23 protein-coding genes are annotated in these 20,631 nt (G+C 64.6%); 13 read left to right on the top strand and 10 right to left on the bottom strand.

The features are described from left to right. Window positions 1-351 precede the first annotated feature (351 nt). The gene (locus tag AC3WLX_RS09950) at window positions 352-864 is read right to left on the bottom strand and encodes a DUF305 domain-containing protein (RefSeq protein ID WP_291627110.1); all 513 of its coding nucleotides are present in this window, start codon (window positions 862-864) and stop codon (window positions 352-354) included. Window positions 865-958: 94 nt separating this feature from the next. Between AC3WLX_RS09950 and AC3WLX_RS09945 the strand changes: the two genes are divergently transcribed. The 3 genes from AC3WLX_RS09945 to AC3WLX_RS09935 all read left to right on the top strand — a co-directional run bounded on the left by AC3WLX_RS09945 (window position 959) and on the right by AC3WLX_RS09935 (window position 1,668). Beyond that, on the top strand, window positions 959-1,153 hold the full coding sequence (locus AC3WLX_RS09945) for a hypothetical protein (protein WP_291627108.1): 195 nt from the start codon (window positions 959-961) through the stop codon (window positions 1,151-1,153). Between the two features lie 112 nt (window positions 1,154-1,265). Further along, window positions 1,266-1,397: a hypothetical protein gene (locus AC3WLX_RS09940; protein ID WP_291627106.1), complete on the top strand. Its 132-nt coding sequence runs from the start codon at window positions 1,266-1,268 to the stop codon at window positions 1,395-1,397. 67 nt (window positions 1,398-1,464) lie between these two features. Next, window positions 1,465-1,668, top strand: coding sequence for a hypothetical protein (locus tag AC3WLX_RS09935; RefSeq protein ID WP_291627104.1), 204 nt, complete (start codon window positions 1,465-1,467; stop codon window positions 1,666-1,668). A 356-nt stretch (window positions 1,669-2,024) separates the two neighbouring features. On the opposite strand, the gene AC3WLX_RS09930 is transcribed toward AC3WLX_RS09935, so the two are convergent. From AC3WLX_RS09930 to AC3WLX_RS09920, 3 genes are all read right to left on the bottom strand, one after another. Next, complete coding sequence (locus AC3WLX_RS09930) at window positions 2,025-3,020, bottom strand: SDR family oxidoreductase (RefSeq protein WP_492335695.1); 996 nt, start codon at window positions 3,018-3,020, stop codon at window positions 2,025-2,027. Window positions 3,021-3,113: 93 nt separating this feature from the next. Continuing rightward, complete coding sequence (locus AC3WLX_RS09925; RefSeq protein WP_291627101.1) at window positions 3,114-3,665, bottom strand: DUF4142 domain-containing protein; 552 nt, start codon at window positions 3,663-3,665, stop codon at window positions 3,114-3,116. Between the two features lie 84 nt (window positions 3,666-3,749). After that, a complete protein-coding gene (locus AC3WLX_RS09920) occupies window positions 3,750-3,977 on the bottom strand; it encodes a hypothetical protein (RefSeq protein WP_291627099.1) in 228 nt (75 codons plus the stop codon). 351 nt (window positions 3,978-4,328) lie between these two features. On the opposite strand from AC3WLX_RS09920, the gene AC3WLX_RS09915 reads away from it, so the two are divergent. The 4 genes from AC3WLX_RS09915 to AC3WLX_RS09900 all read left to right on the top strand — a co-directional run bounded on the left by AC3WLX_RS09915 (window position 4,329) and on the right by AC3WLX_RS09900 (window position 8,182). Then, entirely contained in the window at window positions 4,329-4,703 is a 375-nt protein-coding gene (locus AC3WLX_RS09915) for a PRC-barrel domain-containing protein (RefSeq protein WP_492335694.1), read from the top strand. A gap of 254 nt (window positions 4,704-4,957) precedes the next feature. Next, window positions 4,958-5,959, top strand: a complete 1,002-nt coding sequence (locus AC3WLX_RS09910) for an NAD(P)H-dependent flavin oxidoreductase (RefSeq protein ID WP_492335693.1) — start codon at window positions 4,958-4,960, stop codon at window positions 5,957-5,959. 109 nt (window positions 5,960-6,068) lie between these two features. Further along, the gene (locus AC3WLX_RS09905) at window positions 6,069-6,488 is read left to right on the top strand and encodes a hypothetical protein (protein ID WP_492335692.1); all 420 of its coding nucleotides are present in this window, start codon (window positions 6,069-6,071) and stop codon (window positions 6,486-6,488) included. A 119-nt stretch (window positions 6,489-6,607) separates the two neighbouring features. Further along, complete coding sequence (locus AC3WLX_RS09900; protein ID WP_492335691.1) at window positions 6,608-8,182, top strand: alkaline phosphatase D family protein; 1,575 nt, start codon at window positions 6,608-6,610, stop codon at window positions 8,180-8,182. Window positions 8,183-8,285: 103 nt separating this feature from the next. On the opposite strand, the gene AC3WLX_RS09895 is transcribed toward AC3WLX_RS09900, so the two are convergent. Together AC3WLX_RS09895 and AC3WLX_RS09890 are read right to left on the bottom strand one after the other, a co-directional pair. Further along, a complete protein-coding gene (locus tag AC3WLX_RS09895; protein WP_492335690.1) occupies window positions 8,286-8,516 on the bottom strand; it encodes a hypothetical protein in 231 nt (76 codons plus the stop codon). Between the two features lie 102 nt (window positions 8,517-8,618). Beyond that, window positions 8,619-9,071, bottom strand: a complete 453-nt coding sequence (locus AC3WLX_RS09890; RefSeq protein WP_492335689.1) for a hypothetical protein — start codon at window positions 9,069-9,071, stop codon at window positions 8,619-8,621. A gap of 157 nt (window positions 9,072-9,228) precedes the next feature. On the opposite strand from AC3WLX_RS09890, the gene AC3WLX_RS09885 reads away from it, so the two are divergent. Both AC3WLX_RS09885 and hpaD read left to right on the top strand, forming a co-directional pair. After that, complete coding sequence (locus AC3WLX_RS09885; protein WP_291621909.1) at window positions 9,229-9,513, top strand: helix-turn-helix domain-containing protein; 285 nt, start codon at window positions 9,229-9,231, stop codon at window positions 9,511-9,513. Window positions 9,514-9,532: 19 nt separating this feature from the next. Next, on the top strand, window positions 9,533-10,387 hold the full coding sequence (hpaD, locus tag AC3WLX_RS09880) for a 3,4-dihydroxyphenylacetate 2,3-dioxygenase (protein ID WP_492335688.1): 855 nt from the start codon (window positions 9,533-9,535) through the stop codon (window positions 10,385-10,387). Window positions 10,388-10,397: 10 nt separating this feature from the next. Here hpaD and AC3WLX_RS09875 read toward each other — a convergent pair whose 3' ends face one another. Continuing rightward, window positions 10,398-11,630: an aminotransferase-like domain-containing protein gene (locus AC3WLX_RS09875; protein ID WP_492335687.1), complete on the bottom strand. Its 1,233-nt coding sequence runs from the start codon at window positions 11,628-11,630 to the stop codon at window positions 10,398-10,400. Between the two features lie 86 nt (window positions 11,631-11,716). Beyond that, entirely contained in the window at window positions 11,717-12,244 is a 528-nt protein-coding gene (locus AC3WLX_RS09870; RefSeq protein WP_291621902.1) for a DUF3124 domain-containing protein, read from the bottom strand. Window positions 12,245-12,311: 67 nt separating this feature from the next. On the opposite strand from AC3WLX_RS09870, the gene AC3WLX_RS09865 reads away from it, so the two are divergent. From AC3WLX_RS09865 to AC3WLX_RS09850, 4 genes are all read left to right on the top strand, one after another. After that, on the top strand, window positions 12,312-14,039 hold the full coding sequence (locus AC3WLX_RS09865; protein ID WP_291621899.1) for a cation:proton antiporter: 1,728 nt from the start codon (window positions 12,312-12,314) through the stop codon (window positions 14,037-14,039). A gap of 189 nt (window positions 14,040-14,228) precedes the next feature. Further along, window positions 14,229-15,305: a 3,4-dihydroxy-2-butanone-4-phosphate synthase gene (gene ribB, locus AC3WLX_RS09860; RefSeq protein ID WP_492335686.1), complete on the top strand. Its 1,077-nt coding sequence runs from the start codon at window positions 14,229-14,231 to the stop codon at window positions 15,303-15,305. 192 nt (window positions 15,306-15,497) lie between these two features. Further along, window positions 15,498-16,712: an acyl-CoA dehydrogenase gene (locus tag AC3WLX_RS09855; protein WP_028135001.1), complete on the top strand. Its 1,215-nt coding sequence runs from the start codon at window positions 15,498-15,500 to the stop codon at window positions 16,710-16,712. A 148-nt stretch (window positions 16,713-16,860) separates the two neighbouring features. After that, window positions 16,861-17,781, top strand: a complete 921-nt coding sequence (locus AC3WLX_RS09850) for an MBL fold metallo-hydrolase (RefSeq protein ID WP_492335685.1) — start codon at window positions 16,861-16,863, stop codon at window positions 17,779-17,781. A 117-nt stretch (window positions 17,782-17,898) separates the two neighbouring features. Here AC3WLX_RS09850 and AC3WLX_RS09845 read toward each other — a convergent pair whose 3' ends face one another. Together AC3WLX_RS09845 and AC3WLX_RS09840 are read right to left on the bottom strand one after the other, a co-directional pair. Then, window positions 17,899-18,753 (bottom strand): DUF1499 domain-containing protein, encoded by an 855-nt coding sequence (locus AC3WLX_RS09845; RefSeq protein WP_291621890.1) that lies wholly within the window; start codon window positions 18,751-18,753, stop codon window positions 17,899-17,901. Window positions 18,754-18,977: 224 nt separating this feature from the next. Beyond that, the gene (locus AC3WLX_RS09840) at window positions 18,978-20,606 is read right to left on the bottom strand and encodes a fatty-acid--CoA ligase (protein WP_492335684.1); all 1,629 of its coding nucleotides are present in this window, start codon (window positions 20,604-20,606) and stop codon (window positions 18,978-18,980) included. Window positions 20,607-20,631 lie beyond the last annotated feature (25 nt).

Below are 20,631 nucleotides of genomic sequence, written 5' to 3'. Positions count from 1 at the left end.
TGACCGAAATAGAGCGTCAGCCAAATTCGAAATCAAGCGCCAAGGTAACGGCGCGAGATGATGGAACCTGCCTTGCTCAGCCCGGCTAAAGTAACCGCGATCCGCCGGATTGGTTCCATGCCGACGTGAACAAAATGACGCGGGTAAGCCCGCTTTTGCGTCCAGCGGGCGAGGGTCCGTGGCCGGTGATCCGCCGCGAGCCCGCCACCCGCGCGGAAACGACCACCGGAGCGGCCAATCCGAACGACAGCTTTGAGGCCGCAAGGAAGACAATGCGATGCGGGCGCTACAAGATACAAAAGGATTCTGCAGCCGCGCAGCCGGCAATGCCGGCCGACCGACAACCAGAAGCTACTTATCCGCCATGGTGCGCGCCGCGTCCCCGACCTGCGCGCGCAGGATCGGCAACTGCTCGCGCGCGAATGCTGCGAGTGCCGCATTGTCGGGCGACCTCAGATAGCGATCGAGCAGCTCGATGATCGCTTCGTATTCGGGAATCTGCGCGGCATAGAAGCTTCTGACGTAAGCCGGACCATCCGACATGTCGGGCTCGACCAGGCTTGGCGCCGACGATGGCGCCTTGCTGGGGCGCGGCTCCGCGCCGATCGCGTCCTGCACCTCCTTCAAACGTTTGTCGCGCTTAGCCGCTTCCTCGGCGCGGAGGGCGGCGAGGTTCTTGACCTCCGCATTGCCCTTAAGGTCGGTGTTCTCGAGAAGGCCCTGCTGAAACCGGCTGAAGTCGTAGACCGCGCCGATGACCTCTGTCGCGGTCGGGGTCCGTTCGCCGGGCGCTTGACCGGCGATGCTGTCGGCAAGCGCTGAGCTGCCGATGAATGCCAGGATGATCGCCGCCAGAACGCGCATGCATATCAATGACGAACCGCGTGCGGAAGTTCCCCGATGATTACGATCCGGTAACCGGGTTGCAGGGGGACAGTTCCGTCCCCACGTCCTCTGGATGAAACAGTCTGACATCTTCAGAGACAACGCCGATAACTGCCTTCAGCTTGCCGAGCGGGCCGATGGACAGCCCGCGCACAAGCGCTATTCGCGCATGGCCGACGCCTGGACGGCCCTCGCCAACGAGCAGGATTGGCTGGATGGCGAGATCCCGCCGCTCGCTGTGCATACTGCTCCAAGGCGGCGGGCGTGAGCCTTCGCCTGGCGGCCCGCATGTGAGAGCGCTCACGGAAGGTCAGCAACAGGTATGGCACCATCCGAAGGCGGTCGATCACATCGATTCCACACTCATCAGGAGGTTGAAGATGGCTCCGCGTCTGGCTCTTCTCTCTCTCGTTCTCGCTTTCGGCGTCTCGGTCGCGATTGCGGCCGTGACGACGGTGCGACAGGTTCATCTCGAAAGCGCGTCTGCCGTCGTCCATGCCGCGCACAGCTAGTGCTGGCGGGGAACATTCCACCGCGCGGCGCGTAAGGGCTTGAGCAGCAGGAGAGAAAGAACTCATCATGGCCCATTCTGATCAAGGCATCGTCAAGGACGAGCGCGCCGAAGACCAGCCGCGCGACAAGGAACGTGCACAATCCGTTCACAAGAGCAGTCCGAAAGGTTCGCCCTCGCGCGAAGCGACGCGCGATCCCAAGCTGAACGACAACAGCAAGACGCCGGGCTCGGGCGCGATGCCGGACGGCTCGAGCGACGCCACAGGCTAGGTCTCGCAGGGAACCAATTCCCGCGGGACGAGTCGATGGATTGCTTCCCGGTTGTCACGCCCCCGGTGCGCCGGAAGCAGTCTCCAAGGACGACCCCGGCACCAATGTGTCGGGGTCGTTCGCTGAGGAGGGCTGCTTTGGGGCAGGTTGAGCTGTCCCGGGATCGTCGACCTGAAGATCCATCAGCATCAACGCGACCAGACGGATAGATCACCAACGGTGCTTACGCTCGCGAGAGCGCCCGGGCTATGGCAATCAGCATGGCAGAAACACGATGAATGCGGCATGCCACCGAATCCCGTAAAGCGAAGACGAACAGGACCTCGGCAGCGAGCGCAACAGGTGTCCTGGCGATGCTACGGCTGGCCCGACCCGCCTGCCGCGCCGTACACTTGGCCGGTCGCATAGCTTGCGTCGGACGCGGCAAGCTGCACGTAGATCGAAGCGAGCTCGACCGGTTGGCCGGGACGGCCGAGCGGCGTCATGCCGCCGAATTGCTCCAGCTTCTCCATCGTGGCACCGCCGGAGACCTGGAGCGGGGTCCAGATCGGCCCCGGCGCAACGCCGTTGACGCGGATGCCCTTGGAGGCGAGCTGCTTGGCCAGCGACTTCACGTAGCTCATCGTCGCAGCCTTGGTCTGCGCGTAGTCGTAGAGATCCGCCGAGGGATCGTACGCCTGTTCGGAGGTCGTGCCGATGATGCAGGAGCCCGGCTTCAAATGCGGCAAGGCCGCCTTGATGGTCCAGAATGGCGCGTAGATGTTGGTCTTCATCGTGGCGTCGAAATCCTCCGACGACACGTCGAGAATGGAGGCGCGGGCCTGCTGCCGAGCCGCATTGTTGACGAGGATGTCGAGGCCACCGAGGCCTTGCACCGCGCGTTCGATCAACTGCCTGCAAAAGGCTTCGTCCGTGAGGTCGCCGGGAATCGCAAGACCGGTTCGCCCCTCCTTCTTGATCAGTGCGATCACTTCCGCGGCGTCGGCTTCTTCCGCCGGCAGATAGTTGATGGCGACGTCGGCGCCCTCGCGCGCATAGGCGATCGCGGCGGCGCGGCCCATACCGGAATCGCCGCCGGTGATCAGGGCCTTGCGGCCAGCGAGTCGGCCGCAGCCCTTGTAGCTGGTCTCGCCATGATCCGGGCGCGGGTCCATCTTGCCGGCAAGACCCGGCCAGGGCTGCGACTGCTTGTTGAACGGAGGCTTGGGATAACGGCTGACGGGATCGATCAAGCCATGCTCGGCCATGGATGTGTCTCCTTTCGCCGTTGATGCCAGCGAAGCCGCCGCGAGCGCTGCGCTCGCACCGTGCACGACGTGGCGGCGGGACAATGGGTTCTTGCTGTGGGACATGCTGCTCTCCGCTGGGGTCGAGGCTCAATGCGCGGAGATGTTCGACGTTGCTAAGAAAGGACGCCGGGCAGGCCGGCGTCCTTCAGTAGTTCGTTACTTGGTTTGGCCGACGCTCGGCGCCTTGCCGAGGTCCTTGGCCATGTCGAGGTGATGCTTCAGCGCCGGCAGCGTCTTGCCGGCCCAGTCTTTCAGCGCGGCATTGTCGCCGCCCTTGGCGTAGCGATCGAACAGGGAGACGGCGTCCTCGTGGGCGCTGATCTGGTAGGAATTGTAGTCCGAGCTGAAGTCCTTGCCGCTCGCATTCTTGAGCTTGTCGAGCTTGCTCTGGTGCGCGCTGTCGAGCGCCGTCGGCAGGGTGGCCTGCACCTTGCCATCGCTGACCATCCCCTTGAGCTCGGTGCTGGTCTTGGTGTGGTCGGCGATCATCTGCTGCGCGAAGCTCTTCTCCTGCGCGTTGCCCTTCTGCTGGGCAAGCTTGCTCGACTCGATCTCGAACATGTCGCTGATCGCGACCTGCTTGACGAAGTCGGGGGTGCTCGGGGAGACGCCGAGTGCGGAGTTGACGCCCGTCTTCTCGCCGAGCGATTGGGCGAGCGCAGGGCCTGCGAAGAGCACGCAAGCAAGAGCGATGAGGGTGCGTTTCATGGTCTGATCCTTCGATAGTCGCGCGGCCACTTGCCGGCGAGATTGCGCCGACCAACACGCTGCAGGGGCCTAGGTTCCAAACGGCTAATCCGCGGGATTTCGCCCGGTGCGCGGATTGATGGGATCGGTCGGCCTGCGTCGAAGCCGCTCCGGCAGGAACGGCTCGGCAGGGACGGCCGTGGCGTCGGCGCGCACGTCGGCATGGTGCTGCGCCTTCTCGTGTGGCGTGCGATTGTCGTTGATCTGGCGCTTGACGTCCAAGCCTCCGACCGGATCGTTGACGCCGTGCTGGATGTCGCGGAAGTCGCTCATGGCTCACCTCATTGCTTTCCGGGCAGGATCGATTTGGGCGTCTCGCTCGCCAGCGCCTGGTCCCCGGCGGAGCGCGGCATCTGCGGATCGTCGACGAAGATTCCGCGTCAGCTCGGCGAAACGTGAGTAGGGCACGTCGGGGATGCGCTGCTCCAGGTGACCCGGTAAGATCCTCGTTGTTGAAACGCAGACGTGAAGCGTGGGTCTTTTCATTGCGTGCGGCCTTGTTCGGCAGAGCAGCCAAGACCTGAGAACCGCTCGTTTCGCACGATGTTCCTGACCCGTAAGCGGACGTGAACCGGAACGATCACGTTGTCATTCGGTTGGCTTGGTAATGAGCGGAGGATTGCGATGTTGAACCAGGACGAACTCGATCGCAACGAAACGGGCCGTTTGATCGGCAGCGACAAGGTGGAGGGAACATCGGTCTATGGTGCCGATGGCAACCGGATAGGTTCGATCGAACGCGTGATGATCGACAAGATCACGGGCCAGGTGTCCTACGCCGTGCTCGGCTTCGGAGGCTTCCTCGGGCTCGGGAACGACCATTATCCGTTGCCTTGGCAATCCCTGAAATACGATCCCGAGCTGGGCGGTTATATTACCGGCATCACCACCAAGGAATTGGAAGGTGCGCCGAAGTACGACGCGCGCAGCGATTGGAACTGGGGCGACGACGCCGCCGTGCGCGGCATCAACTCCTATTACGGCGTCCCCTTCGCTTGAGTCTCGGCGAAGGCCGAATCGCCGAGGCGGCAAGGCTTGCCTGTCCCGCCTCGGGGCGGGCGAGCAAAGCCCCTATTGACGCTGCGCGCCGGCGGGCACGTCCAGGTCGCCCACTCCTGCCACGTTCCGCACCGGCCCGGACGGATGCTGCTGCCTCTTGTAGAGAAATCTCTTGTAGAGAAATGATGACCGCGCCGCACAAGTCCGGCTAGACTGAACCGGAACCAAAGCAAACTCCGGGGAGGAAAACTGACGTGAAGACCGCGATCACCGAACTGTTCGGCATCGAGCACCCGATCATCCAGGGTGGCATGCATTTCGTCGGCTTTGCCGAATTGGCCGCCGCCGTTTCCAATGCCGGGGGTCTCGGCATCATCACCGGTCTCACCCAAAAGACGCCCGAGCTGCTTGCGAAGGAGATCGCGCGCTGCCGCGACATGACCGACAAGCCGTTCGGCGTGAACCTCACCTTCCTGCCGACGTTCTCGGCGCCGCCCTATCCCGAATACATCGCGGCCATCGTCGAGGGCGGCATCAAGGCCGTGGAGACCGCAGGCCGCAGCCCGGAAGCCTACATGCCGGCGTTGAAAGCGGCCGGGATCAAGGTCATCCACAAATGCACCTCGGTGCGCCATTCGCTCAAGGCCGAGCGCATCGGCTGCGATGCCGTCAGCGTCGACGGCTTCGAATGCGGCGGGCATCCCGGCGAGGACGACATCCCGAACATGATCCTGCTGCCGCGCGCGGCGGAAGAGTTGAAGATCCCGTTCGTCGCTTCCGGCGGCATGGCCGACGGACGCAGCCTCGTCGCGGCGCTGTCGCTGGGCGCGGCGGGCATGAACATGGGCACGCGCTTCATCGCTACCAAGGAAGCACCGGTGCATCAGAACGTGAAGAACGCGCTCGTCGCGGCCACCGAGCTCGACACCCGCCTGATCATGCGAAGCTTGCGCAACACCGAGCGCGTCCTCAGTAACGCCAATGTCGACCGCCTGCTCGAGATCGAGCGCGAGAAGGGCGACAAGCTCACGATCGACGACATCCACGACCAGGTCGCGGGCGTCTATCCCAGGATCATGCTCGACGGCCAGATGGACGCCGGGGCTTGGAGCTGCGGCATGGTCGCGGGCCTGATTCACGACATCCCGTCCTGCAAGGAGCTGATCGACCGCATCATGGACGAGGCGGACAGCATCATCCGCAACCGTCTGATGGGGTTCCTGGACGGGACGGGATCGGCCCGAAAGGTCGCCTGACACCGTCAAACTTCTTAACCACGGCGGCAATTGACCGCTGGAATTGCGCCCCGTGCCTCCTAAATAGGGATAAATTACTCCTTTCATAAATCCATTTCAGGAGGCGTCCGTGGTGCTGAAAAGCGTTCCCTTCGCTATCGCCTTCGCCCTCGTGATCGCGGGGGGCGGCGTTGCGCGCGCTGACGACTACAAGCCCGACGAATATCTCAGCCTCGATCTCTCCAAGGCCGTGCTGTCGCCGAAGCGTCTCGGGCCGGAGACGCATTTCGCGCCGGTCGCACTCGAAGCGCGCGGCGGCAACGAGGCGCAGGCGCGCGCCGAGCCTCTCGACGTGCCGAAGAAGGTAGCCGCCGAACGCGTCCGCAAGGGCGAGCCGAAGGCGGCGCAGGCGAAGAGCACCCAGCCGCGTGGGGCGGCACGTACCAGGCTGTCCCATCGCCATGGCAACCCGCTCGACGCGCAGGCGATGGACACCCGCATCCAGACCTGGCCCTGCCGCTCCGGCGGCATCTGCGACTGGAAGCGATAAGTTCCGGCCAGGCCGTCATTCCCGCGTCGCAAAACCGTTGGCGCGGAGTCAAGAAACCGTAAGCTGGAGGTCAAGGAGCGCAGGCACCTTCCGTCGCGATTCGACGAAGGTTTCCCGAGATGGCAGCGCCCCGCGCTTCGCGCGCATGGACCCGGAGGCAATTCCTGGTCCGTTCGACCTCGAGCCTGGCAGTTGCCTCGCTCGGCACGCTCGCGACACCTTATCTCAGCCGCGCCGCCGACCGCCCGGGAATCGCAGGCGGCATCCAGTCGGGCGATGTCTCGGACGGCTCCGCCGTAGTTTGGGCGCGCGCCGACCGGCCGGCGCGGATGCAGGTGGAATGCTCCACCGTCGAGAGCTTTAAGACGATCATCGCCTCGGTCACCAGCGACGCGCTGCCCGATGCCGATTTCACCTCGAAATTGCTGCTCAACGATCTGCCGACCGGGCAGGACATCTTCTACCGTGTCCGCTTCGAGGATGTTGCGACCGGCATTGCCGGCGAAAGCCGCGTCGGTCATTTCCGCACCGCGCCAGCAGCCGGCCAGTCGATCTCGTTCCTGTGGTCCGGCGACACCGCGGGGCAGGGCTGGGGCATCGACGTCGCCCGCGGCGGCTATCGCAGCTATCGCACCATGCTCGACAACCGTCCGGATTTCTTCATCCACTGCGGCGATCACATCTACGCCGACTGCACGATCCCTTCCGAGCAGAAGCTGCCGAACGGCGAGACCTGGCGCAACCTCGTCACCGAGGAGAAATCCGAGGTCGCGCACACGCTGGCCCAGTTCCGCGGCAACTACAAATACAACCACCTCGACGAACACTTCCGCGCCTTCCATGCGCAGGTGCCGATGTTGGCGCAATGGGACGATCACGAGGTGAGCAACGACTGGTCGCCGCTCGGAACCTATGACGAGGCCGGTTACGAGGACGACGGCGTCCCGCGCCTGGTCGCGCGCGCCCGCCGCGCCTTCTTCGACTTCATGCCGATCCGCGACATCGGCTCGCGTGAGGGCCGGGTCTATCGCAAGATCGCTTACGGCCCGCTGCTCGACGTCTTCATGATCGACATGCGCAGCTACCGCGACGACGTCTGGAACAAGGGCGACGACCATCGCGGCTGGATCCTCGGCGCCGAGCAGCTTGCCTGGCTCAAGCGCGAACTCGCCGCCTCGCGCGCAACCTGGAAGGTGATCGCGGCCGATTTGCCGATCGGCCTGATCAGCCTGGATGCCGTGGCGCTCGGCGATGGGCCGCCGGATCGACGCGAGCACGAAATCGCCGATCTGCTCTGCTCCATCAAGCGCGCCGGCATCCGCAACATCGTCTGGCTCACCGCCGACATGCACTACACCGCCGCGCATTATTACGATCCGGGCAAGGCGCAGTTCAGGGATTTCGAGCCGTTCTGGGAGTTCGTCTCCGGCCCGCTCCATGCCGGCAGCTGGGGTCCCGGCGAACTCGATGACACCTTTGGGCCCATCGCGATGTACCAGCATGGCTGCAGCCCCGCGCAAGGCGAGAATCTCGCGCCGTGTTTCGGACTGCAGTTTTTCGGAAGGGTCGACATCGACGGCCGTAGTGGCGTGATGACCGTGACCCTGAAGGACGTGGACGACCGCGACCTCTGGTCAGTCGACATTGTGCCGCAGCCGCCGATGCGTGGGGCGGTGGTCGCGCAGCATTCGTGAGATGGGGGCAATCCCGGCTTCGATCAGCTAGGACTACAAGGCAAGATTTTGTCGAGCACGCAAGGAAATGGCCCCGTGAGGGGCCATTCCGGAGCGTTACGCATCAGTGATGATGGTGATGGCGGTGGCTGCGCTTGATCACGACAACGCGGTCGCCGCGATGGTGGCGATGCCAGCCGCGATTGTGATGGTGCATGCGATATTCGGCGCGGGCGCCGTGCGCCCCGTGATGATGATGACTGCGCTTGATCACCACTGTCTCTGCGCTTGCCAGCGTCGGCGCGGCGATCACGAGCGCACCGAGGGCCGCAACCATTAAACCAAGCTTCTTCATGATGTCCTCCTCCAAACGAATGCAGATCTAAACCGCAGATCTGCGCGAACGTTCCGGAGAGGCCGGTAGAGAATTCTGAACGGATGTTCAGACGAGGCCCCGCTAGTCGCAGCGCTGCTGCGAGGGAGTTGGTTTGTCGCTGGCGATGTACTTGCCGTCCCTGATCGTGTACTCGCCGCGCTCGCTGCGATTGTAGATCGCGCGCAGGCTGCCGTCCTTCTGCAGCAGGAGTCCGAATTCGCGCGTCTGGCGCAGCGATGGAAAGTACACCATCACATTGAGCAGGCCCTCCGCGTTGATCGTGGCAGATACGACCTCGTTCTCGTCCCTGGCCTCGCCGAAATCGCGGCGGTACATCACGCGTCCGTCCTTCCGGATTTCGTAGGTCAAGAGGGCGCCCTTGTCGCGGTTGGGCCGGGCCGTGCAATCGACCGCCCATGAGCCGAGCAGGCCCCATTGCTCCACGGTTGCGGCCAGCGTCTCGGCACCGGTAGCCGGGGTGAACCCAACCCACAGCACCGCAACCGCGATCCAGCGGCTCAAACAACGCACCATGTTCCGAAAACCCCGCCTCGAAGAACTCCAGAGTGTAGCATCACGCCCGCGTCCGTTCCACGCCGGCTGCCGATCGCTCGCGAATTTGATCCGCGTCAATGATGCAGGGTGGCCGAAGAGTAGGATGGCGCTCCCGAAGGCGAACGTGGATAGAGCAATGCTGAATCAAGTCATGGATTTTGCGGGCGAAGTGCTGCCGGGGAGCTGTGCCGTCCCGCCTTATTCCGAGGCCGCGTTTCTGAGCGAGCTGGGCGGTCGCCTGCGGTCCTCGCGCATGCGCTGTGACCTGTCGCGACGGGAGCTCGCCCGCCGCTCCGGGATCTCCGAGCGCTATATCGCCCAGATCGAGGCCGGCAAGGGCAACGTCTCGATCGTGCTCTTGCTGCGGCTGGCCTCGGCGATCCACGGCAGCCAGCCACAGAGCCAGCCTCACGCGGCCTGACTCAAAAGGGGGTGACCGCATGGGGCAGCTCGTCCTCGCCGCCAAGGTCACCCACGTTCCGTCGCTGATGCTGTCGGAGCTGTCAGGCAGCCCGTTACGCGCGGCGCGCGAGCCGGCGGTCACGTCCTTGCGCGAACTGGGGCGGCGGGCGAGAGAGCGCGGGGTCACCAGCTTCGTGGTGTTCGACACTCACTGGCTCTCCAATTTCGGCTACCACATCAACGCCAATCCTCGGCATCGCGGTGCTTTCACCAGCCACGAAGCGCCGCACATGATCCAGGATCTGCGCTACGACCTGCCGGGCGATACCAGCCTCGCCGAAGCCATTGCGGGCAAGGCCGGGGATGCCGGTCTGAACGTCATCGCGCACCAGGTGGCGAGCCTCGGGCTCGAATACGGCACCATCGTGCCAATGCACTACATGAACCCGGACGGCTTCGCGAAGGTGGTCTCGATCGCCTCGCCGCTGTTCACCTCGTTCGAGGAGAGCCGGATCCTCGGCGAGGCGGTCCGCCGCGCCATCGACCAGTCCGGCGAGCGCGTCGCGATCCTCGCCAGCGGTTCGCTCTCGCACCGGCTGTGGCCTAACAAGAAGCTCGGCCCGGAGGCCTGGACCTCGATCGCCAGCGAGTTCAACCGGCAGGTCGACCTCCGCGTGCTCGAGCTGTGGCAGGGCCGCCGCTACCGCGAATTCCTCGACATGCTTCCGGACTATGCCACCAAGTGCAACGGCGAAGGCGGCATGGCCGACACCATCATGCTGTTCGCCGCGCTGGGCTGGTACGACTACCGCGGCACCGCCGAGCAGCTTTGCGACTATTTTCCCTCGTCCGGCTCGGGTCAGGTCAACGTGGAATTTCACGTCGAGGCGTGAGGCGTCGACCTCAGGCTCGCTTCTCCACATTGGCGCTGCGCGCCGGCACACCGAATTCCTTGCGGCAGACCTCGGCTAGCACGGCGACGCCTTCGCGGATCTGCTGATGCGTCGGACTTGCAAAGCACAGCCGCAGCCGCGAGCGGGAATGGCTCTTGTCGGTCGACCATTCCGGTCCCGGATTGATCGAGACGCCGGCGGCGAGCGCGGCCTGATAGAGCTTCAGCGTATCGACCTGGTCGGGCAGCTTCACCCAGAGGAAGATGCCGCCCTTGGGCTCCTCGAATTCGGCGGCCGTCCCGAATTGCTCGTTGAGCGCTTCCATCAGCGTGTCGAGCTTGGTGCGGAGCGCCTTGGTCAGGGCTGGCACGTGGCTTGCGAAATGCGGCTTGCAGTAGGCGGCCAGCACCATCTGCTCCAGCGCGCCGGAGCCCGCATCCGTCTTCAGCGCCAGCATCCGCGACATTACCTCCCAGGGCGCCACGATGAAGCCGACGCGCAGCGCCGGTGCGATCGACTTGGAGAACGAGCCGATATGAATCACGCCGCCGCCCTTGCTCATCGCGTAGATCGCCGGCGGGCGCTGCCCCGACCAGACGAGGTCGGCGTAACAATCGTCCTCGAAGATCGGCACGCCATACTCCGTCGCGAGCCGCACCAGTTCGGCGCGGCGGCTCTCGGACATGATGCTGCCGGTCGGGTTCTGCACGGTCGGGATGGTGTAGATGTATTTCGGGCGGATGCCGCGGCTCTTCAGGTCGGCCAGTGCCGCGGCCAGCGCATCCATGCGCATGCCGTCCTTGTCGAGGGGGATGCCGACGACGTTGACGCCGAGCCGCGCCAGGCGGTTCAGCGACCCCTGATAGCTGTCCTGCTCGAAGATGACGGTGTCGCCGCGCGCCAGCAGCGTCGCGTTGACGAGGTCGAGCGCCTGCAGCGAGCCGGAGACGATCAGGAGGTCGTCGACCGTGCAGGTGATCCCGGCATCGCGCCCCAGTTTCGTCACCAGGAATTCGCGCAAGGGGAGGTAGCCGTGCGGGCCGTGCGCGAGTCCGTAGGTGGCGAGCGAGCGGCCCTCGCGCCGCAGCACCGAGTTGGTCGCCTCGATCAGCTCGTCGAGAGGCACCTGTTCGGAATCGTTGTTGCCGCCGACGAAGCTGTATTTGGCAAGGCCCGTCCAGCGCGCGGACGGGGCCGGCAGCCCTGCGGGGAACAGGGGCGCGAAATCGAAGCTGGACGTCATGGGAGCGTTCCTCGTTTTGTTCTTGTCTAGCGGCCGGCTGTGCATCGCCCGCCTTAGTTCTTGCCGGCCGTCCAGGTCGGACGGCCTCACTTGTTTGTGGCCGTCCTGGTGGGACGGCCCTGGCTGATGAAAGCGTAATGCGCGTTGGCGATGCCGCCAACCATCAAGGCTTCGACCACCGGTTCGGCGATCTCGCCGGTGGCGGCCCAGTCGACCAGGAAATTGGCGCCGGTCCCGCCGCGCAAATCGTCGGTCGGAACGAAGATCGAGACGGTGGCGAGCGGCCTCAAGGCCACCGGCGTCTTCAGATAGCTCTCGACCTGCTTGCCTGCGGTGTCGAAATAGGCGATGCGTTTGATGACCAGCGGCTGGGTCTCGGAGGCGTTGTGTACGCTGAGCGTCACCGAGAAGTCGACACGCAACTTGCCCTGGCTCATCGCGACGCTGGAATAGGCCGGCACGTAGAATCCGCCGGAGACCGCGAGGTCCTCCTTCGGCATCGTGGTGAGCGAATCGGCAAAGTTCTGTTCGATATTGACCTTGGATTGCGCGGCGGCGGGCACGGCAAAGGCGAGGGGAGCGAGCAGCATGGCTGCGAAGAGCCCATTGCGCATGTGACGAATTGCTCGCTTGCCGCACCGCAACCCGTCTCTAGGGTGCGGCGAAACGGACCAATTTGGCATGCATGAGCTCATTCGCGATATCACACTCTCTATCCTGTTTGCCTGGATGCTGGGGCTTATCGCCCATTTTTCCCGGCAACCGCTGATCCTGGCCTACCTTATCGCCGGCTTCTGCATAGGTCCATTCGGTGCCGGCTGGGTCCATTCGCAGGAATCGATCAGCGTTATCTCAGAGCTTGGCCTGATCTTCATGCTGTTCATGATCGGGCTCGAGATCGACCTGAAGAAGATCGTGCGGGCGGGGCGGGTGATCCTGTTCGCGGCGGGCAGCCAGCTGCTCGGCGGCTGTCTGCTCGGGGTGCTGTTCTTCGTCGGCATCGGCCTGTCCATCGGGGGCGGGCATTTCGATGCGGTCTATCTCTGCGTCGCCTGCGCGCTGTCGAGCACCGTCATCATCGTCAAGGTGCTCTACGAAAAGCGCGAGCTCGATACGCTGCCGGGCCGCATCACCCTCGGCATCCTCGTGCTCCAGGACATCTTCGCCATCCTGTTCCTGGCGGTGCAGCCGAGCCTCGCCAATCTGCAGGTCAGCGTCATCCTGCTCTCGATCGGCCGCGTCGCGGTGCTGGTCACGGCCGCGCTTGTGGTCAGCCGCTACGTGCTGCCGCGCCTGTTCCACCAGATCGCGCGGCGGCCCGAGCTGGTGCTGCTCGGCGCGCTCGCCTGGTGCTTTCTGGTCGCCGAGACCGCGTTTAGGCTGTCGCTGTCGCGCGAGATGGGCGCGTTGATCGCAGGCGTCTCGCTCTCGACCTTCCCTTACGCGCTCGACGTCACCGCCAAGGTCACCACGCTGCGCGACTTCTTCATCACGCTGTTCTTCGTTTCGCTCGGCATGACCATTCCCGTGCCGGGCCTCTCGGTGATCAGCCTCGCCTTGATGATCGCGGCGTTCACGGTGGTGAGCCGCCTCGTCACCACCTTCACCCCGCTCTACCTGATGAAGCAGGGCTTGCGCGCCAGCCTGTTGCCGGCCCTGAACCTCGCACAGATCTCCGAGTTCTCGCTGGTGGTGATCCAGACCGGCGTCGCCGACCACCACATCGCGGCCGAGACGGCGAACGCCGCCTCATTCGCCTTCGTGGTGCTGGCGGTGCTTTCGACCTTCGTGATGACCCGCAGCGACGAGATCACGCGTTGGGCGATCGGCCCCTTGAAGCGGATCGGCCTGCGCGATCTCGACCATGGCAACGGCCATGCCGAGGATGCGCACGAGGGCCATGGCGAAGCCCGGCGCATCGTCATCCTCGGATTTTTCCGCGCGGCGAGCGCTCTGCTGGCCGAGATCGAACGGCAGACGCCCGTGCTGCTGGAGCAAATCACCGTGGTCGACTTCAACCCCAATGTGTACCAGACCCTGCTCTCGCGCGGCTTGCACGTGATCTACGGTGACATCAGCAATGTCGATACGCTGCTCCACGCCGGCATCGGCAAGTCCGAGATGATCATCCTCAGTGTGCCGGATTCGCTGCTGAAGGGCGCTACCAACGAGAAGCTGGTCCGCCACGTCCGCGCGCTCAATCCGACCGCCCTGATCGTCGCCACGGCGGACCTCCTGGCGGACGTCGCCGCGCTCTACGAAGCCGGCGCCAGCTACGTCACCGTGACCCGGCTCAGCGACGCCCACGAACTGTTTACCGTGATCGAAGCCGCCCAGGCCGGCCTGCTCGCCGACAAGCGCGCCGAGCTCGATCAGCGCCTCGGCGAGCGTCGCGAGGTGCTGCCCTGACGGCGTCGGGCCGCCCTCCTTGCCGCCTTCCTTGCAGACAATCCGCGCCTATATCGCTGGTATGCCCGGTGCAAGCCTGAAAGCCGCTGGCAGGCCCGCCGTCCGGCATATGTGGTTGCGCCTGGGGAGACTAGCGCCCCGCCCCAAGTCCGGCTAAGCCTCCCGGCCATAACCGATAGAGATTGGGAAATGCCCGATAGCGTTCAGGAAGTCTTGCAGGCCTTTGCCCGGGGTGAGCTCGTGGTCGTCACCGACGACGAGGACCGTGAGGGCGAGGGCGATCTCATCGTCGCCGCCTCGCTCTGCACCGCCGAGAAGATGGCCTTCATCATCCGCCACACCTCCGGCATCGTCTGCGCGCCCGTGACGACCGAGGATGCGCGCCGCCTGCGGCTCGATCCGATGGTCGCCCACAATGATTCCGCGCACACCACCGCGTTCACGGTCTCGATCGACTACAAGCCCGACGGCGGCACCGGCATCTCCGCCGAGGAGCGCGCCTCGTGCTGCCGCGCGCTCGCCAATCCCAATGTCGGCGCCAACGACTTCGCCCGGCCCGGCCACATCTTCCCGCTGATCGCCAAGGACGGCGGCGTGCTTTTGCGCTCCGGCCATACCGAGGCCGCCGTGGACCTCTGCAAGCTCTCGGGCCTGCCGCCGGTCGGCGTCATCAGCGAGCTCATGAACGACGACGGCAGCGTGATGAAGGGCGAGCAGGTCGCCCGCTTCGCCGCCCAGCACAAGCTCAAGCACGTCACCATCGCGGATATGATCGCCTACCGCCAGGCGCGCGAGAAGCTGATCGAGCGGGTCTCGACCTTCGTCACCGAAAGCCCGATCGGCCCATTGCAGGGCTATGCGTACCGCTCGCCGTTCGATTCCATCGCTCACGTCGCCTTCGTCTATAATGGCGTCGGCGACGGCAAGAACGTGCTGACGCGCTTCCACAAGCCGAACATCGTCAAGGACACCTTCACCGGCCACAAGCGCATGGCGGCCGTTCTCGAGCATTTCAAGAAGACCGGGCGTGGCGTGCTGGTTTACCTGCGCGATGGCGCCGCGGGTGTTCCCGTGGCGCCGCTGCCGGACGAGTCGTCGACCGAGGCCGACCGCAACCGCCAGTGGCGCGAGGTCGGCGTCGGCGCGCAGATCCTGCGCGACCTCGGGGTCACATCGATCCGGCATCTCACGTCCTCGGTGCACGACTACAAGGGCCTGTCGGGCTTCGGCATCGAGATCGTCGCCAACGAGCAGCTCGAAAGCTGACATGCAGCGTCGATCCGGGATGGCGCTGAAAGCCCCAGGCCCGGAATCTCGAAGTGGTGAAAGCGAAGGGATGCCGGGTTCGCGCTTTGCGCGCCCCGGAATGACCGAGACCAGGATACAATTGAACTTGTTGCCGCGGCGCTTTAGTTTGTCCGGCAATTATCGACGGAACCAGACGCGAAAGGACGTTTTATGAGCGTGCGCCCTCAGGCCAAGGACAAGCCGGCTGCGGCTTCTTTCCAGTGGGACGATCCGTTCCTGCTCGATGAGCAACTGACCGAAGACGAACGCATGGTGCGCGACACCGCCCGTGCCTACGCCCAGGACAAGCTGCTGCCGCGCGTGGCCAAGGCCTATCTCGAGGAGAAGACCGACCGCGAGATCTTCAACGAGATGGGCGAGCTCGGCCTGATCGGCATCACGCTGCCGGAGGAATATGGCTGCGCCAATGCGAGCTACGTCGCTTACGGCCTCGTCGCGCGCGAGATCGAGCGGGTCGATTCCGGCTATCGCTCGATGAATTCGGTGCAGTCCTCGCTGGTGATGTATCCGATCTACGCCTATGGCGACGAGAACCAGCGCAAGAAGTATCTGCCCAAGCTCGCCAGCGGCGAGTGGGTCGGCTGCTTCGGGCTGACCGAGCCCGACGCCGGCTCCGATCCGGCCGGCATGAAGACCCGCGCCGAGAAGGTCTCGGATGGCTATCGCCTCACCGGCAGCAAGATGTGGATCTCGAACGCGCCGATCGCCGACGTCTTCGTGGTCTGGGCCAAATCGGCCGCGCACGACAACCAGATCCGCGGCTTCGTACTGGAAAAGGGCATGAAGGGCCTGTCGGCGCCGAAGATCGGCGGCAAGCTGTCCCTGCGCGCCTCCATCACAGGCGAGGTCGTGATGGACGGCGTCGTGGTTCCGGAAGATGCCCTGCTGCCCAACGTCTCCGGCCTCAAGGGCCCGTTCGGCTGCCTCAACCGTGCCCGTTACGGCATCTCCTGGGGTGCGCTGGGCGCGGCCGAGGACTGCATGCATCGCGCTCGCCAGTACACGCTCGACCGCAAGCAGTTCGGCAAGCCGCTGGCCGCAACCCAGCTGGTGCAGAAGAAGCTCGCCGACATGGAGACCGAGATCGCGCTGGGTCTGCAGGGCTCGCTTCGCGTCGGCCGCCTGATGGACGAGGGCAAGTTCGCGCCCGAGATGATCTCGATCATGAAGCGCAACAATTGCGGCAAGGCTCTCGACATCGCCCGCACCGCCCGCGACATGCACGGCGGCAACGGCATCTCGATCGAGTATCACGTGATGCGCCACGTCCATAACCTCGAGACGGTCAACACCTACGAGGGCACCCACGACGTCCACGCCCTGATCCTGGGCCGCGCGATTACGGGCATTCAGGCGTTTTTCTGAGCCGCCGCGTTGAGGGTACTAGGCTATAGAACTCTCCAACTCCGTCATGGCCGGGCTTGTCCCGGCCATCCACGTCTTGAGCGCGCAAAGAACGTGGATGCCCGGCACAAGGCCGGGCATGACGAAGTCAGCAAGGAATGAGCAAGCCATGTCCGACAATGACGACGTCCCGTTTAACCGCGACTTCCCGCTGAAGCCCGGCCTCGTCGAGGAGGTCCGGCCCGGCGTACGCCGCGTGCTCTGCAACAATCCGAGCCCGTTCACCTTCACCGGCACGGTCAGCTACATCGTGGGCGAGGGCAATGTCGCGATCATCGATCCCGGTCCGGACGATGAGGCGCATGCGACTGCGCTGCTCGATGCCGTGCGCGGCGAGACCGTGAGCCACATCTTCGTCACCCACACCCATCGCGACCATTCGCCGAACACTGCGCGCATCAAGCAGGCGACGGGTGCGCAGGTCTATGCCGAAGGCCCGCACCGGGCCTCGCGTCCGCGTTTCGAGAGCGAGAAGCACAATCCGGAATCCGGCTCTGATCGTGACTTCGTGCCGGATATCAGGATCGCCCATGGCGACGTCGTCGAAGGCCAGGGCTGGCGGCTCGAGGCGGTGGCGACGCCCGGCCACACCGCCAACCATCTGGCATTCGCCTGGCCCGAGCGAAAGTTCAACTTCGTGGGCGACCATGTGATGGGCTGGTCGACCTCGATCGTGGCGCCGCCGGACGGCTCGATGATCGACTACATGGACTCGCTGGACCGGCTCGCGGCACGCGAGGAGGATCTCTATTTCTCGGGCCACGGCCCGGAGATTCCCGAAGGCCAGCGCTTCGTGCGTTTCCTGATCCGGCACCGCAAGGCGCGCGAGGCCTCGATCCTGCACCGCCTCGCCAAGGGCGAGACCGACATCCCGACCATGGTCCGCGCGATCTATATCGGGATCGATCCGAGGCTGACGACGGCCGCCGGCTATTCCGTGCTGGCGCATCTGGAAGACCTGGTCGCACGCGGCGTGGTGGCGACGGATGGTGATCCCGTGATCGGCGGGACGTACCGGATGGCGGTCTAAACTCCCGTCATTCCGGGGCGCGCGCCAGCGCGAACCCGGAATCCATCGGGTCGCAGTGCTGGTGGATGGACGGATTCCGGGTTCGATGCTGCGCATCGCCCGGAATGACGGCGGAGGTCACTTCTTCACCGTCTTCGCCGGCGCCTTCGGCGGCGCGACCGGCGTTTTCTTCACCGGCTTGAGCGCGTCGGCATCGGCGGCGGCGTTGAGATCGTCGATGAATCTCTTGACGCGCGCGGCGTTGCTGCCGAGATCGCTGTCGAAATTGCGCGAGGCAGAGCGGATGTCGACGCGGGAATCATCGCCGTCCGCCACGACCCTGATCGAGACGTCTTCTCGAAAGCCCATCATCGGCGTGCGCGCCACCGCCTCGATGCGGCCGATGCGGCGCGGCGGCTGTGGTGCGCGCTCGTCGATCACGATCCATTTGCGCTTGTGGACGAGCTGGAGTGCGATCGCATAGGCGCGGTCGGCCGAAATCTCGAGCTCGACAGGCTCGATATAGGGGTAGAAGTGGCGCTGCTGCTCCGCCGAGTAGAGGCCGGCATAGACCGCGCTGTTGGTGCCCTCGCCGGTGCGCAGCCGCGCCAGTGCGTCGAAGCGCGGGGGATCGATCGGGTCGGTGGTGATGTCGTAGATCGACGGCAGCTTGCGATATTGCAGGCCCAGATAGGCGGGGTAGGCGAGGATCGCCCCGTCGATCAGGAAGGCGAGCAGGATGCGCGCCATGCCGCGCGAGCCGTTCTGCCAGATCGCGGCAAAGCCGGCGAGCCCGAACAGGATCGACAGGCCGGCGATCGCAAGCCCGCCGAGAAACGTCGCAAGCGCGGGCTTCGGCTCCAGGAAATCGAAGCGGACGATGATGACCGAGGCCACCACCGCCACCACCGCGAACACCGCGAGGTTGCGCGCCCAGCTCGCGAGGCTCGACACTGGCTCCGACTGATAGGGAGCGGAAAACCTGCGGGCCATCGAGTAAGCTCTGCCGGGGTTGGCGATGCCGGCCGATCCGGCGAGACGATGGTCCGTTGAGACCACGGCGCGGGGGCAAATTCAAGAGAGACCCGGACTGTTACTGTCCGTCATTCCGGGGCGCCCGAAGGGCGAACTCAGGTGCGCGCTTGCGCACCCGAGAATCTCGAGATTCCGGGTCTGGTCCTTCGGACCATCCCGGAATGACGTTGCTTGCCGTGCCGCTACGCCGCAGCGTTCGGGAAGCGGTAATCCTTGAATTGGTCGCGCAGCGCCGTCTTCAGGATCTTGCCGGTGGCCGTATGCGGGATACCGTCGACGAAGGCGACGTCGTCGGGCATCCACCATTTGGCGATCTTGCCGTCCATGAACTTCAGGATCTCCTCGCGCGTGGCCTGCTGGCCCTGCTTGAGCTGCACGATCAGCAGCGGCCGCTCGTCCCATTTCGGGTGGAACACGCCGATCACGGCGGCTTCCGCTACGGCCGGATGGCCGACCGCAAGGTTCTCGAGGTCGATCGAGGAGATCCACTCGCCGCCGGACTTGATCACGTCCTTGGAGCGGTCGGTGATCCGCATGTAGCCGTCCTCGTCGATGGTCGAGACGTCCCCCGTGTCGAAGAAGCCGTCCTCGTCGAGGATGTTGGTGTCGACACGGTAATAGGCCTTGGCGACCGCCGGGCCGGAGACCTTGAGGCGACCGAAGGTCTTGCCGTCCCAGGGCAGCTCCTTGCCGGCATCGTCGGTGATTTTCATCTCGACCGCGAAGGGCGCATAGCCCTGCATCTGCAGCACGTCGAGCCTGGCATCGCCGGTGGCGTTCTGGAACGGCGGCTTGAGTGCGGCGACGCTGCCGATCGGGCTCATCTCGGTCATGCCCCAGGCGTGGCGGACGTTGGAGCCCATGTCGAGGAAGGCCTTGATCATCGAGCGCGGCATCGCCGATCCGCCGCAGATCACCATCTTCAAATCCGGCAGCTTCAGATTGTTGGCGGCCATGTGCTGGAGCAGCATCAGCCACACCGTCGGCACGCCGGCGGTGTGCGTCACCTTCTCGGTCGAGAGCAGCTCATAGACCGATGCGCCGTCGAGCTTGGCCCCGGGCATCACCAGTTTGGTGCCTTGCGAGGGCGCGGAGAAGGCGATGCCCCAGCTGTTGGCATGGAACAGGGGAACCACCGGCAGCATTGTCTCGGACGCACTGGTGCCGAGCGCGTCGACATTGTTGGCCATTAGCGCGTGCAGCACGTTGGAGCGATGCGAATATAGCACACCCTTGGGGTCACCGGTCGTGCCGGAGGTGTAGCACATCGCCGCCGCCGTGTTCTCGTCAAACTCCTTCCATTTGAATTTGCCGTCGGCCTCCGCAATCCAGTCCTCGTAGGCGACCACGTTCTTCAGCGTCGTCTGCGGCATGTGAGCCTTGTCGGTGAGCACGATGTAGCGCTCCACGCTGGGCAGCTTGTCCGCGATCTTCTCCAGGACCGGAACGAAGGTGATGTCGGTCATCACGATGCGATCCTGCGCATGGTTGATGATCCAGGCGATCTGCTCGGGGAAAAGGCGGGGATTGACGGTATGGCAGATGGCACCGATCCCCATGATGCCGTACCAGACCTCCAGATGGCGCCAGGTGTTCCAGGCGATCGTTGCGACGCGGTCGCCGAGCTTGATGCCCTCGCGATCGAGCATCTGCGAGACCTTGAGTGCGCGCTTGTGGATCTCGGCGTAGTTGGTGCGATGGATCGGCCCCTCGACAGAGCGCGTGACCACCTCCTGCTTGCCATGAATCCTGGCGGCGTGTTCGATGATCCGGTGGCAGAGCAGGGGCCAGTCTTGCATCAAACCAAGCATTCTCACGTTCCTCCGAGAAGTCGCT

It is taken from the genome of Bradyrhizobium sp. FW305-F6 (genome assembly GCF_058782905.1).
Note: the sequence above shows the minus strand (reverse complement) of the source record. Positions and strands in the feature narration are given on the sequence as shown.